This window comes from Escherichia sp. MOD1-EC6098, assembly GCF_002965865.1.
Classification (GTDB): Bacteria; Pseudomonadota; Gammaproteobacteria; order Enterobacterales; family Enterobacteriaceae; genus Escherichia; species Escherichia marmotae.
On record NZ_PTSN01000008.1, the window covers coordinates 93,018 to 106,789 of the forward strand.

Consider the following 13,772-nt stretch of genomic DNA (forward strand, 5'->3'; position numbering starts at 1 on the left):
ATTTCATGTCTGTGACGCTAAAGTAACAAAGTATTCACCTTATGTCTATACAGGTTTTGATTGAAATCATGAAACTGTGCACATTTTAACAACTTGACATATATAGCGTTTCAAAGTTGTAACTATGCACAAATGTAGGCTTTACGTGAGCAAGGTTTTTTTTAACGATTATTAAACTATAAAAATCCGAATTGAACCGATTCACTTACCAATTTTTCGATTTTTAATTCAATAAAAATGAATTTATATTCTTTGTTATGGGTGGGATTGTTTGAGACTGGTCTTTACAAATGGTTTCTTTTTAGACAACCCATCTTCAACCATGCATAAAGCGGGTGCATTCGCTGCCGCATACCATTATTCTTGATCTGACGGAAGTCTTTTTGTAACAATTCAAACTTCCAAGTTGTAAACAAATTAATACAACAAACGGAATTGCAAACTTACACACGCATCACTGCGTAGATCAAAAAAACAATCACCGCACGAGGTTTCATGATGGAAGGTCAACAGCACGGCGAGCAGCTAAAGCGCGGCCTTAAAAACCGCCATATTCAGCTTATCGCGCTGGGTGGCGCGATAGGGACCGGGCTATTCCTGGGAAGCGCCTCCGTAATACAGTCCGCAGGGCCAGGGATCATTCTGGGTTACGCCATTGCTGGTTTTATCGCCTTTCTGATCATGCGTCAGCTAGGTGAAATGGTGGTCGAAGAACCGGTAGCAGGCTCCTTCAGCCACTTTGCTTATAAATACTGGGGGAGCTTTGCTGGCTTCGCCTCAGGCTGGAACTACTGGGTATTGTACGTATTAGTTGCCATGGCGGAGCTTACTGCCGTCGGCAAATACATTCAGTTCTGGTATCCGGATATCCCAACCTGGGCTTCTGCCGCCGTGTTCTTTGTGGTGATCAACGCCATCAACCTGACCAACGTTAAAGTGTTTGGCGAGATGGAGTTCTGGTTTGCCATTATCAAAGTTATCGCGGTGGTGGCGATGATCATCTTCGGCGGCTGGCTGCTGTTCAGTGGCAACGGCGGTCCGCAAGCGACCGTCCGTAACCTCTGGGAACAGGGCGGATTCCTGCCGCACGGCTTCACCGGGCTGGTGATGATGATGGCGATTATCATGTTCTCGTTTGGTGGTCTGGAGCTAGTGGGGATCACCGCCGCAGAAGCCGATAACCCGGAGCAAAGCATCCCGAAAGCAACCAATCAGGTTATCTACCGCATCCTGATTTTCTACATTGGTTCGTTAGCCGTCCTGCTCTCACTGATGCCGTGGACGCGCGTTACCGCTGATACCAGTCCATTCGTGTTGATCTTCCATGAACTGGGCGACACCTTTGTGGCTAACGCCCTGAATATCGTGGTGTTGACGGCGGCACTTTCCGTGTACAACAGTTGCGTCTACTGCAACAGCCGTATGCTGTTTGGTCTGGCACAACAGGGAAATGCACCGAAAATGCTCGCTTCCGTCGATAAACGCGGCGTGCCGGTCAACACCATTCTGGTATCTGCGCTGGTTACGGCATTGTGCGTACTGATTAACTACCTTGCCCCAGAGTCCGCATTCGGACTGTTAATGGCGCTGGTGGTTTCCGCTCTGGTAATCAACTGGGCGATGATAAGTCTTGCGCACATGAAATTCCGTCGTGCCAAACAAGCACAAGGTGTGGCTACCCGCTTCCCTGCCCTGCTCTATCCGCTGGGTAACTGGATCTGCCTGCTGTTTATGGCGGCGGTACTGGTAATTATGCTGATGACGCCGGGGATGGCGATTTCGGTTTACCTGATCCCGGTATGGCTGGTGGTGTTAGGCATCGGCTATCTGTTTAAAGAGAAAACCGCAAAAGCAGTAAAAGCGCATTAACCTCTCTCCGCCCTCACCCTGTCTGGGTGAGGGCAACAATCTTTACACCAATGTCCCGTAAATCGTCAGTAGCGCAATCACTACCACGACCACAAACGAGGTTTTCTTCGCCATTGAAACTGCTGCTTTCGGTGTCTCCACCTTATCGACATGCGGTTCACGCGCCAGAGAGAACTGCGCCAGACGCGTTAACACCTGATATTGCGAAGTATGGAAATCGGCCAGCGAAGCAAACCAGGCAGGTAACGCTTTCTCACCGTGGCCGATCAAGGCATAAACCACACCCGCAAGGCGAACCGGCACCCAATCCGCGACATGAAGCACTGCATCAATCCCCGACTGTAAACGATGATGCGGCGTCTGGTAACGCGCCAGCCAGTATTGCCATGCGCGCAAAAACGCATACCCCATCAGCGTAACTGGCCCCCAACTTCCCCCCACAATCAACCAGAACAGCGGTGCCAGGTAAAAACGAAAGTTAATCCACAGCAGTGCATTTTGCAGTTCCCGCAAGTATTCACGTTCATCGCAGCCTGCAGGGACGCCGTGAATCATAGTGAGTTCGCCAGCCATTGTGGAACGGGCATGGCTATCATTACGTGAAGCGGCTGCCAGATAAGCATGATAATGAAGACGAACTTTACCTGCGCCAATACACAGCAAACCAATCAGCAGCCACACCAGCAGCGTCGGAACGTTGAACAATAGCCCATGCAACGCGCGCAACAGCAAAAAAGTCACCCCCATCGCAATAATGGTCATACCTAACGTGCGCCCGAGTGAAAAATGTTTCACCCGCCGAAAGAACGCCTCAAGGCGGTGATCAAGCTGCCAGTGCTCGCCCAACTTAAACAGGCGCTCAAAAATTAACACCAGTAAGGTTGTGAATAGCGTCATGTTGTCTCCTTGCTGACCAGCGCGCGAAACCGTGCCCAATCAAATGCAGGACCAGGATCGGTTTTACGATCCGGCGCAATATCGCAATGCCCCGTCATGTTATTAGCAATAGCTGGATAGCGATCAATCAGCGCCCGAGTGACCGCCGCCAGTTGCTGATACTGCGCATCGGTGTAAGCCAGCGTATCGGTGCCTTCCAGCTCAATCCCAATAGAAAAATCATTACAGCGTTCACGACCTTGATACTGAGAGACACCCGCGTGCCAGGCGCGTTTATCGAAAGGAACATACTGGACAATTTCACCATCACGGCGAATCAAACAGTGAGCGGAAACGCGCAAATGAGCTATCTCAGCAAAGAAGGGATGCGCCTGCGGATCAATAGTTCCGGTGAATAATGCGTCGATCCACGGGCCGCCAAACTCACCTGGCGGCAGGCTAATATTGTGCACCACCAGCAGGGTGGGAACTTCGTCATCCGGGCGACAATCGTAATGAGGCGAGGGAACGCGGCGCGCGCCGGTCAGCCACCCCTGTTCTAACAACATGCAGGATCTCCTTATATGTGGTGCTAATATCCGGTTCAGAGTAGCATGTTTCTACCTTATGATTCGTTAGCTATCTGGAGTTTTAACATGCCGCCTCGCCGCTATAACCCTGACACCCGACGTGACGAGCTGCTGGAACGCATTAATCTCGATATACCCGGCGCGGTGGCCCAGGCGCTGCGGGAAGATTTAGGCGGAACAGTCGATGCCAACAATGATATTACGGCAAAACTTTTACCGGAAAATTCTCGCTCTCATGCAACAGTGATCACCCGCGAGAATGGCGTATTTTGCGGCAAACGCTGGGTTGAAGAGGTGTTTATTCAACTGGCTGGTGACGATGTCACCATTATCTGGCATGTGGATGACGGTGATGTCATCAACGCCAATCAACTCCTTTTCGAACTTGAAGGCCCCTCCCGCGTGCTGTTAACGGGTGAACGTACGGCGCTCAATTTTGTACAAACCCTTTCTGGGGTTGCCAGTAAGGTTCGCCACTATGTCAAACTGCTGGAAGGCACCAACACGCAGTTGCTGGATACTCGCAAAACCTTGCCCGGTCTGCGTTCGGCTCTGAAATATGCGGTACTTTGCGGCGGCGGAGCGAATCACCGCCTGGGACTTTCTGACGCCTTCCTGATTAAAGAAAACCATATTATTGCCTCTGGCTCAGTACGTCAGGCGGTCGAAAAAGCGTCCTGGCTGCACCCGGATGCGCCAGTAGAAGTCGAAGTCGAGGATCTGGAAGAACTTGATGAAGCCCTGAAAGCAGGTGCCGATATCATCATGCTGGATAACTTCGAAACAGAACAAATGCGCGAAGCTGTCAAACGTACCAATGGTAAGGCGCTGCTGGAAGTTTCGGGTAACGTCACCGACAAAACTCTGCGCGAATTTGCCGAAACAGGCGTGGACTTTATCTCTGTCGGCGCGCTGACCAAACACGTACAGGCACTCGACCTTTCAATGCGTTTTCGCTAATTGCTGACAGATTCATCCGCTCCGTAGCGAGCGGATGAATCTTACCTTCTCCAACTTTCTTCGTAACGCCTCGCAAATATCTTGTCTTTCACTGCAACATAATAAAAAACCTCGGAACCCGCCTTCCCGTTTCGTTTTTTGCCCCTCGCCTGTGCCGATGGCGTTTGCCAAAGTAGCGCCAACGAAATCAAGGAGCGAAACAGATGGACAAACAACGCGGCTTTACACTCATCGAACTAATGGTAGTTATTGGCATTATTGCCATTTTAAGCGCCATTGGTATTCCCGCTTATCAGAACTACCTGCGCAAAGCAGCGCTCACCGACATGCTGCAAACCTTTGTGCCTTACCGCACCGCCGTAGAATTATGCGCACTGGAGCATGGCGGATTAGATACCTGCGACGGCGGCAGTAACGGCATCCCCTCGCCCACCACCACTCGCTATGTCTCTGCTATGAGTGTGGCAAAAGGCGTGGTGTCGCTGACAGGACAAGAGAGCCTCAATGGGTTAAGCGTCATCATGACACCAGGTTGGGATAACGCCAACGGCGTCACCGGCTGGACGCGCAACTGCAATATTCAAAGTGACAGCGCGTTGCAGCAAGCCTGCGAAGATGTCTTCCGCTTTGATGACGCCAACTAAGGAGCGGCAATGAATATTTCACAGCTCACCGCTCTGTGCCTGCGTTACCAGGGCGTCTTGCTGGATGCCAGCGAAGAGGTGGTTCATGTTGCGGTGGTCGATGCGCCCTCACATGAGTTACTTGACGCTTTGCATTTCGCTACTACCAAACGCATTGAGATCACCTGCTGGACGCGCCAGCAGATGGAAGGCCACGCCAGCCGGTCACAACATAGGTTGCCCGTAGCAGCCCCGGAAAAATATCAGCCCAAAACAGAATTGCTGACTCAAACGTTACAATCTGCACTCGAACAACGCGCTTCTGATATTCATATCGAACCAGCGGACAATAGCTACCGCATCCGCTTACGCATCGACGGCGTGTTGCATCCTTTACCAGATGTTCCACTGGATGCCGGAATAGCATTAACCGCCAGATTAAAAGTGCTGGGAAGCCTGGATATTGCGGAACATCGCCTGCCGCAGGATGGGCAATTCACTGTCGAACTGGCGGATAACACAGTCTCATTTCGCATTGCTACCTTGCCATGTCGGGGCGGTGAAAAAGTGGTATTGCGGCTGTTACAGCAGGTGGACCAGGCGCTGGATGTCAACACGCTGGGAATGCAGCAGTTACAACTGGCGGACTTTGCTCATGCCCTACAGCAACCACAAGGGCTGGTGTTGGTTACCGGTCCTACCGGTAGCGGTAAAACGGTCACACTTTATAGCGCTCTGCAAACGCTGAATACCGCCGATATTAATATTTGCAGCGTCGAAGATCCGGTGGAGATCCCCATCGCAGGGCTTAACCAGACGCAAATCCATCCGCGTGCTGGTCTTACCTTTCAGGGGGTTTTGCGTGCGTTATTACGTCAGGATCCCGATGTCATCATGATCGGAGAGATCCGTGATGGTGAAACGGCAGAAATTGCCATTAAAGCCGCACAAACGGGTCACCTGGTGTTGTCCACGCTACACACCAACTCTACCTGCGAAACACTGGTGCGTTTACAGCAAATGGGTGTTGCCCGCTGGATGCTCTCATCAGCACTCACGCTGGTGGTAGCCCAACGTCTGGTTCGCAAACTTTGCCCGCATTGTCGCCTGCAGCAAGGGGAAGCAATCCGCCTTCCAGGCAATTTATGGTCATCGTCGTTGCCCCGCTGGCAAGCACCTGGTTGTAAACATTGCTACCACGGTTTTTATGGCCGCACGGCCTTATTTGAAGTTCTGCCCATAACACCTGTCATACGCCAGCTCATTTCCGCTAATACCGACGTTGAATCGCTGGAAGCGCACGCCCGACAAACAGGAATGCACACGCTTTTTGAAAACGGCTGCCTGGCCGTGGAACAAGGTTTAACCACCTTTGAAGAGTTAATCCGCGTATTGGGGATGCCACATGGCGAGTAAGCAACTCTGGCGCTGGCATGGCATAACCGGCGACGGCAATGCGCAAGATGGAGTACTGTGGGCAGAGAGCCGTTCTTTGCTACTTATCGCACTACAGCAACAAGCCGTTACCCCACTGCACCTGAAGCGGATATCTATTAATTCAGCCCAGTGGCACGCAGACAAAAGCGCGGAAGTCATTCATCAACTGGCAACATTACTCAAAGCCGGACTAACCCTTTCGGAAGGATTAGCCCTATTGGCGGAGCAACATCCGAGCAGGCAATGGCAGGCGTTATTGCAATCGCTGGCACACGATCTCGAACAGGGTATTGCCTTTTCCAATGCCTTATTGCCCTGGTCAGAGGTTTTTCCGCCGCTTTATCAGGCGATGATCCGCACAGGTGAACTGACCGGTAAGCTGGATGAATGCTGCTTTGAACTGGCTCGTCAGCAAAAAGCCCAGCGCCAGTTAGCCGACAAAGTGAAATCAGCATTGCGTTATCCCATTATCATTTTAGTGATGGCGATAACGGTAGTTGTAGCAATGCTGCATTTTGTTCTGCCCGAGTTTGCCGCTATCTATAAAACCTTTAACACCCCGCTACCGACACTTACACAGGGGATCATGACGCTGGCAGATTTCAGCGGTGAGTGGGGCTGGCTGCTGCTGTTGTTCGGCTTACTGCTGGCAATAGCCAATAAGTTGCTGATGCGCCGCCCGACCTGGCTTATCGTGAGGCAGAAATCGCTGTTACGCATCCCAATTATGGGTTCACTAATGCGGGGACAAAAGCTCACGCAGATCTTTACGATTCTGGCGCTGACACAAAGTGCAGGTATTACTTTTTTGCAAGGGGTAGAGAGCGTCAAAGAGACAATGGGCTGCCCGTACTGGGCACAACTTCTGACACAAATCCAGCACGATATCAGCAACGGTCAGCCCATCTGGCTGGCGTTAAAAAATGCCGGTGAGTTTAGCCCGCTCTGTTTGCAGTTAGTGAGAACGGGAGAAGCATCCGGGTCGCTGGATCTCATGCTGGAGAATCTCGCCCACCATCATCGGGATAACACGTTGGCGCTGGCAGATAATCTTGCTGCTTTACTGGAACCGGCCTTACTGGTCATTACCGGAGGAATTATCGGCACGCTGGTGGTGGCAATGTATTTGCCAATTTTCCATCTGGGCGACGCGATGAGTGGGATGGGATAACGCTGGCGCAGTGATCCACGCCAGCATTGGGAGATTACAGGTTATTGAAGATGCGGTTTTCTTGTTCCAGTACGCGGATAAACGTGGTGCGCTTGGTCAGTTCTTTCAGGCGAGAAGCCCCAACATATGTACAAGCTGAACGCAGGCCACCCAAAATATCACGCGCGGTGTTTTCAACTGGGCCACGCAGCGGCAGCTTAACGGTTTTACCTTCCGCTGCACGATATTCTGCAACGCCGCCAACGTGACGTTTCATCGCAGACTCGGAGCTCATACCGTAGAACAACATAAATTTTTCGCCGTTCTCTTCGACGATACGACCGCCGCTCTCTTCGTGACCCGCCAGCATACCGCCGAGCATCACGAAATCAGCACCGCCACCAAAGGCTTTAGCTACATCGCCCGGCGTGGTGCAACCGCCATCGCTGACGATCATCCCGCCCAGACCGTGCGCGGCATCAGCGCATTCGATTACTGCAGAAAGCTGCGGGTAACCGACGCCCGTCTTGACGCGAGTCGTACAAACAGAACCTGGGCCAATGCCAACTTTAACGATATCGGCACCGGAGAGGATAAGCTCCTCACACATTTCACCTGTCACTACGTTGCCAGCACAAATGGTTTTGGTCGGCCACGCTTCACGCGCTTTCGCAACGAACTGTACGAAGTGCTCGGAATAACCATTCGCCACGTCAATACAAACGAAGTTTAATGCCGGGTTCAGGTCGAGAATCTGTTTAGTTTTTTCGAAATCCGCATCTGACGTGCCGGTAGAAACCATCACATGTTTCAGCACATCAGCGGAAGAATTGTTGATAAACGCTTGCCACTCGTCAACAGAGTAATGTTTATGTACAGCAGTCAGAATATCGAAAGAAGCCAATGCCGTAGCCATGGTAAAAGTGCCTACGGTATCCATATTTGCGGCGATAATCGGCACGCCGGACCAGCTCTGACCTGAATGTTTGAAGGTGAATTGACGTTCCAGTTCAACATCGGAACGGCTTTTAAGAGTGGAGCGTTTAGGACGGATGAGAACGTCTTTAAAACCTAACTTCAGATCTTCTTCAATACGCATGTGCGGATTCCTGGGGTTAATGGCTATAAGGGTAAGAGCACAACTCCAGTGACGCTATCATACGCACTAATCTATGTGGCGCAAGACTGCGAAATTGTCTTTTTTTACGCTACAATCCCATAAATTTACCTGGTAAATAATGGGCGAACGTTTCATTAATCCCGCTTTCGCGTGCTCATTTTTAATGTTTTGATAATCATGATGAATTCCCGGGAATATAAAATATGAGGTATACGGTTGCCTTAACGGGTGGCATTGGCAGTGGCAAGAGTACCGTTGCAAATGCGTTTGCTGACCTCGGAATTAACGTCATTGATGCCGATATTATTGCGCGTCAGGTAGTTGAACCGGGTAGACCTGCACTGCGTGCCATTGCTGAACATTTCGGCGCTGATATGATTGCTGCTGATGGAACATTGCAGCGCCGGGCCTTACGCGAGCGGATCTTCGCCAACCCGGAAGAGAAAAACTGGCTTAATGCCCTGCTACATCCGTTGATTCAGCAGGAGACGCAACATCAGATCCAGCAAGCAACTTCCCCCTATGTACTTTGGGTTGTGCCATTGCTGGTAGAAAACTCGCTGTATAAAAAAGCGAATCGTGTGCTGGTGGTGGATGTCAGCCCAGAAACGCAACTTAAGCGCACCATGCAGCGCGATGATGTTACTCGCGAACATGTCGAACAAATTCTTGCTGCCCAGGCAACGCGCGAAGCCCGCCTTGCCGTGGCAGATGACGTCATTGATAATAACGGCGCACCGGATGCTATTGCATCGGATGTTGCCCGCCTGCACGCAAATTACTTGCAGCTTGCGTCGCAGTTTGTCTCACAGGAAAAACCTTAATGCAGACCCAGGTCCTTTTTGAACATCCACTAAATGAAAAAATGCGTACATGGCTACGCATTGAGTTTTTGATTCAGCAACTCACTGTAAATTTACCCATCGTTGACTACGCTGGCGCTCTGCATTTCTTCCGTAATGTCAGTGACTTGCTGGATGTTTTCGAGCGTGGGGAAGTACGCACCGAATTGTTGAAAGAGCTTGACCGCCAGCAGCGTAAACTCCAGACCTGGATTGACGTGCCAGGCGTGGACCAGAGCCGTATTGAAGCATTAATTCAGCAGTTAAAAGCGGCGGGCAGCGTGCTGATTTCCGCACCGCGTATCGGGCAATTTCTGCGTGAAGATCGTCTGATTGCTTTAGTGCGCCAGCGTCTGAGCATACCCGGCGGTTGTTGTAGCTTTGATTTGCCAACTTTGCATATCTGGCTGCATTTACCCCAGGCGCAGCGCGACAGCCAGGTAGAAACCTGGATTGCCAGCCTGAATCCGCTCACCCAGGCACTTACCATGGTGTTAGATTTAATTCGCCAGTCGGCACCGTTTCGCAAACAAACCAGTCTGAACGGTTTCTATCAGGATAATGGCGAAGACGCTGATCTTCTACGGCTGAATCTGGCCCTTGATTCACAGCTTTATCCGCAAATTTCCGGTCATAAGAGTCGTTTTGCGATTCGTTTTATGCCGCTGGACAGTGAAAATGGTCTGGTGCCAGAGCGCCTGGATTTTGAACTGGCGTGCTGCTAAGGAGTTACGATGTCAGAAACTATTACGGTGAACTGCCCAACTTGCGGGAAAACGGTGGTATGGGGTGAAATCAGCCCGTTTCGGCCATTTTGTTGCAAACGTTGTCAGTTGATCGACCTCGGAGAATGGGCTGCTGAAGAAAAACGCATCCCCAGCAGCGGCGATCTGTCCGAAAGCGATGACTGGAGCGAAGAGCTGAAGTAATTGGGTGTAAGAGGTGAGGCATTGTCGGATGCGGTGTAAACGCCTTATCCGACCTGCAAGATCTTGCATATCAACGGATTACAAAATCCCGCAGGCCTGATAAGACGCGCCTGCGTCGCATCAGGCATCAGGGCAAATGTCGGATGCGGCGTGAACGCCTTATTTGACCTACAGGCGCTTAAGCTTCGCAATTACCGGTTCATTGGCTGGCGGAAAATCTTCTGCATTGAGGCTGGCCAGCGCCATCCACTCACCAGGTTGCCCTTCTTTTCCCCACGGTTCCCCTTCCCAGCCTTCGACCAGCCAGAACCACAGTGTGATATGCCTGTCAGGGAACTGATATTCCAGCTTTTCAAACAGCGAAAAACGTTGTGGCGTAATCCCGACTTCTTCCTGAAGCTCCCGCACCACCGCCTGTTCTGGCGTTTCACGCGCTTCAATTTTACCGCCAGGAAACTCCAACTTATTCGCCATGTGCGCATCTGCGGCACGGCGGGTTATAAAGATTTCGTGGTTCTCGTTGCGAATAATACCTACCGCAATTTGCAGTTTTTTCATTGTCTTAAACCTATAAAAAAGGCGCAGATTTCTGCGCCTTTTGTCTTATTGATTAGCTTTTATTGCAGGCGACCATGGCACTGCTTGTATTTTTTACCGGAACCGCACGGGCAAGGATCGTTACGCCCAACTTTACGCTCGCCGGTTTGTGCAGCCAGCGCCGCTGCGGCTGCAGAGTCGTCATCCTGATGGCTAAGCTGCTGCATTTGCGCTAAACGCTCGGCTTCCATACGACGCTGTTGCTCCAGCTCTTCAACTTCTTCCGGCATACGAACCTGAACTTTGCTCAGCGTGCTAACCACTTCATATTTCAATGATTCCAGCATCGCCGCAAACATTGCGAAGGATTCACGTTTGTATTCCTGCTTCGGATCTTTCTGCGCGTAACCACGCAGGTGGATCCCCTGACGCAGGTAATCCATCGCCGCCAGGTGCTCTTTCCACAGGGAGTCCAGCGTTTGCAACATCACACCTTTCTCGAAGTGACGCATCATCTCGGCGCCAACCACTTCTTCTTTACGCTGATACACTTCGATGGACTGCGCCAGAATACGCTCACGCAGCGTCTCTTCATGCAGCTCTGGCTCTTTGTCCAGCCACTCGGCAATCGGCATATCGAGATCGAAATCGTTTTTCAGACGCTCTTGCAGCCCAGGAATGTCCCACATTTCTTCCAGTGATTGTGGCGGAATGTAGGCATCGATGGTCGCTTTGAACACATCTTCACGAATGCTGTTGATGGTTTCGCTCACATCGCTGACATCCAGCAGTTCGTTACGCTGGGAGTAAATGGCGCGACGCTGATCGTTAGCTACGTCATCGTATTCCAGCAACTGTTTACGAATGTCGAAGTTACGGCTTTCAACTTTACGCTGGGCGTTGGCAATTGCTTTGGTTACCCAAGGGTGTTCAATCGCTTCACCAGGTTTCATACCCAGTTTACGCATCATGCCGGAAACACGGTCGGAGGCAAAAATACGCATCAGCGCATCTTCCATCGACAGGTAGAAACGGGAAGAACCGGCATCGCCCTGGCGACCCGAACGGCCACGCAACTGGTTATCGATACGACGAGATTCGTGACGTTCTGTACCGATGATATGCAAACCACCTGCTGCCAGAACCGCGTCGTGGCGTACCTGCCAGTCAGCTTTAATTTTTTCAATTTGCTCTGCGGTCGGGTTTTCCAGCGCGGCAACTTCTGCCTGCCAGCTACCGCCGAGCACAATGTCAGTACCACGACCCGCCATGTTGGTCGCAATAGTCACAGCCGCCGGATAACCCGCCTGGGCAACAATCGCAGCTTCGTTGGCGTGGAATTTGGCGTTCAGAACGTTATGCTTGATACCCGCTTTGGTCAGCTCGTTTGATACCAGTTCTGATTTTTCGATGGAGATAGTACCAACCAGCACCGGCTGGCCTTTCGCGGTACGCTCTTTGATATCTTCAATGATCGCCTGGATTTTTTCCGCTTCGGTCATGTAGACCAGATCCGGCAGATCTTTACGAATCATCGGACGGTTAGTCGGAACGACGACGGTATCCAGCTTGTAGATTGAGCTAAATTCGAATGCTTCGGTATCAGCCGTACCGGTCATCCCCGCCAGTTTTTCATACAAACGGAAGTAGTTCTGGAAGGTGATAGAAGCCAGCGTCTGGTTTTCGTTCTGGATCTGCACACCTTCTTTCGCTTCCACAGCCTGGTGCAGGCCATCGGACCAGCGACGCCCTTGCATGGTACGACCGGTATGTTCGTCAACGATGATAACTTCACCATCTTTAACGATGTAATCGACGTCGCGGGTAAATAGCGCGTGGGCACGCAGCGCCGCCGTTACGTGGTGCATCAGCATGATATTAGCCGGAGAATACAACGACTCGCCTTCGGCCATGATCCCTTCTTTCACCAACAGCTCTTCAATCAGCACCAAACCACGTTCGGTCAGATTCACCTGACGAGATTTTTCATCAACCGAGAAGTGACCTTCGCCCTGGAAGGTTTCAGAGTCTTCTTTTTCCTGGCGGATCAGGTGTGGAATGATTTTGTTGACGCGCTTATACATTTCCGAACTGTCTTCTGCCGGACCAGAAATGATCAGCGGTGTACGCGCTTCATCGATCAGGATGGAGTCCACTTCGTCCACCAGCGCATAGTGCAGTTTACGCTGTACACGCTCTTCTGGGCTGAACGCCATGTTGTCGCGCAGGTAGTCGAAACCGTACTCGTTGTTAGTACCGTAAGTAATGTCGGCCGCATAGGCTTCACGTTTCGCTGGCGCAGGCATGCCCGGTAGGTTGATGCCGACGGTCATACCGAGGAATTCAAACAGCGGACGGTTGTTTTCGGCGTCACGCTGCGCCAGGTAATCGTTGACGGTAACAACGTGCACGCCCTTACCGGTTAATGCGTTCAGGTAAGCAGGCAGCGTTGCGGTCAGTGTTTTACCTTCACCAGTACGCATTTCCGCGATACAGCGTTCATTAAGAACCATGCCGCCGAGCAACTGAACGTCGAAGTGACGCATCCCAAAGACACGCTTACTTGCTTCACGCACAACGGCAAAGGCTTCCGGGATCAGGTTTTCCAGCACTTCGCCTTTTTCCAGACGTGCGCGAAACTCTGCAGTTTTTCCCTTCAGTTCTTCGTCGGAGAGTTTTTCCATCTCCGGTTCCATGGCATTGATGAGGTTGACGACTTTGCGCATCCGGCGCAGGGTGCGGTCGTTACGGCTACCGAAAACTTTTGTTAATAATTTGATTAGCATAATAAAATCTCAAACGCCCCGCAGTGCGGAGTTAATAAAATGAAATAAAGGTT

14 protein-coding genes are annotated in these 13,772 nt (G+C 51.3%); 8 read left to right on the forward strand and 6 right to left on the reverse strand.

Translation table 11 applies throughout. The annotated features are described in order from the left end of the window. The first annotated feature begins 495 nt into the window (after nucleotides 1-495). The gene (aroP, locus tag C0K55_RS10990) at nucleotides 496-1,869 is read left to right on the forward strand and encodes an aromatic amino acid transporter AroP (protein WP_000969908.1); all 1,374 of its coding nucleotides are present in this window, start codon (nucleotides 496-498) and stop codon (nucleotides 1,867-1,869) included. 42 nt (nucleotides 1,870-1,911) lie between these two features. Here the strand turns inward: aroP and ampE are convergent, their stop codons facing one another. Together ampE and ampD are read right to left on the reverse strand one after the other, a co-directional pair. After that, entirely contained in the window at nucleotides 1,912-2,766 is an 855-nt protein-coding gene (gene ampE / locus C0K55_RS10995; RefSeq protein WP_000171988.1) for a beta-lactamase regulator AmpE, read from the reverse strand. After that, nucleotides 2,763-3,314, reverse strand: coding sequence for a 1,6-anhydro-N-acetylmuramyl-L-alanine amidase AmpD (ampD, locus tag C0K55_RS11000; RefSeq protein ID WP_000923708.1), 552 nt, complete (start codon nucleotides 3,312-3,314; stop codon nucleotides 2,763-2,765). Before ampD ends, ampE begins: the two co-directional genes overlap by 4 nt. 87 nt (nucleotides 3,315-3,401) lie before the next feature. On the opposite strand from ampD, the gene nadC reads away from it, so the two are divergent. The 4 genes from nadC to hofC all read left to right on the forward strand — a co-directional run bounded on the left by nadC (nucleotide 3,402) and on the right by hofC (nucleotide 7,526). Then, on the forward strand, nucleotides 3,402-4,295 hold the full coding sequence (nadC, locus tag C0K55_RS11005; protein WP_001135155.1) for a carboxylating nicotinate-nucleotide diphosphorylase: 894 nt from the start codon (nucleotides 3,402-3,404) through the stop codon (nucleotides 4,293-4,295). A gap of 203 nt (nucleotides 4,296-4,498) precedes the next feature. Then, nucleotides 4,499-4,939 (forward strand): prepilin peptidase-dependent pilin, encoded by a 441-nt coding sequence (gene ppdD / locus C0K55_RS11010; RefSeq protein ID WP_000360899.1) that lies wholly within the window; start codon nucleotides 4,499-4,501, stop codon nucleotides 4,937-4,939. 9 nt (nucleotides 4,940-4,948) lie between these two features. Next, a complete protein-coding gene (gspE, locus tag C0K55_RS11015) occupies nucleotides 4,949-6,334 on the forward strand; it encodes a type II secretion system protein GspE (protein WP_016262869.1) in 1,386 nt (461 codons plus the stop codon). Further along, entirely contained in the window at nucleotides 6,324-7,526 is a 1,203-nt protein-coding gene (gene hofC, locus C0K55_RS11020; protein ID WP_016262868.1) for a protein transport protein HofC, read from the forward strand. Before gspE ends, hofC begins: the two co-directional genes overlap by 11 nt. A gap of 34 nt (nucleotides 7,527-7,560) precedes the next feature. On the opposite strand, the gene guaC is transcribed toward hofC, so the two are convergent. Both guaC and C0K55_RS26360 read right to left on the reverse strand, forming a co-directional pair. Next, the gene (gene guaC, locus C0K55_RS11025; RefSeq protein ID WP_016249612.1) at nucleotides 7,561-8,604 is read right to left on the reverse strand and encodes a GMP reductase; all 1,044 of its coding nucleotides are present in this window, start codon (nucleotides 8,602-8,604) and stop codon (nucleotides 7,561-7,563) included. Between the two features lie 155 nt (nucleotides 8,605-8,759). Further along, nucleotides 8,760-8,804, reverse strand: a complete 45-nt coding sequence (locus C0K55_RS26360; RefSeq protein ID WP_175419238.1) for a hypothetical protein — start codon at nucleotides 8,802-8,804, stop codon at nucleotides 8,760-8,762. Nucleotides 8,805-8,828: 24 nt separating this feature from the next. Between C0K55_RS26360 and coaE the strand changes: the two genes are divergently transcribed. The 3 genes from coaE to yacG are packed head-to-tail and all read left to right on the forward strand — an operon-like array spanning nucleotide 8,829 to nucleotide 10,396. Further along, nucleotides 8,829-9,449 (forward strand): dephospho-CoA kinase, encoded by a 621-nt coding sequence (gene coaE, locus C0K55_RS11030; protein WP_001270922.1) that lies wholly within the window; start codon nucleotides 8,829-8,831, stop codon nucleotides 9,447-9,449. Next, nucleotides 9,449-10,192 carry a cell division protein ZapD gene (zapD, locus tag C0K55_RS11035; RefSeq protein ID WP_001194740.1) on the forward strand — a complete coding sequence of 248 codons (744 nt, stop codon included), beginning with the start codon at nucleotides 9,449-9,451 and terminating at the stop codon, nucleotides 10,190-10,192. Before coaE ends, zapD begins: the two co-directional genes overlap by 1 nt. Before the next feature lie 9 nt (nucleotides 10,193-10,201). After that, nucleotides 10,202-10,396, forward strand: coding sequence for a DNA gyrase inhibitor YacG (gene yacG / locus C0K55_RS11040; RefSeq protein ID WP_000005032.1), 195 nt, complete (start codon nucleotides 10,202-10,204; stop codon nucleotides 10,394-10,396). Between the two features lie 168 nt (nucleotides 10,397-10,564). Here the strand turns inward: yacG and mutT are convergent, their stop codons facing one another. Further along, entirely contained in the window at nucleotides 10,565-10,954 is a 390-nt protein-coding gene (gene mutT, locus C0K55_RS11045) for an 8-oxo-dGTP diphosphatase MutT (RefSeq protein WP_016262867.1), read from the reverse strand. A 59-nt stretch (nucleotides 10,955-11,013) separates the two neighbouring features. Continuing rightward, nucleotides 11,014-13,719: a preprotein translocase subunit SecA gene (gene secA, locus C0K55_RS11050; RefSeq protein ID WP_000905806.1), complete on the reverse strand. Its 2,706-nt coding sequence runs from the start codon at nucleotides 13,717-13,719 to the stop codon at nucleotides 11,014-11,016. Nucleotides 13,720-13,772: the final 53 nt, after the last annotated feature.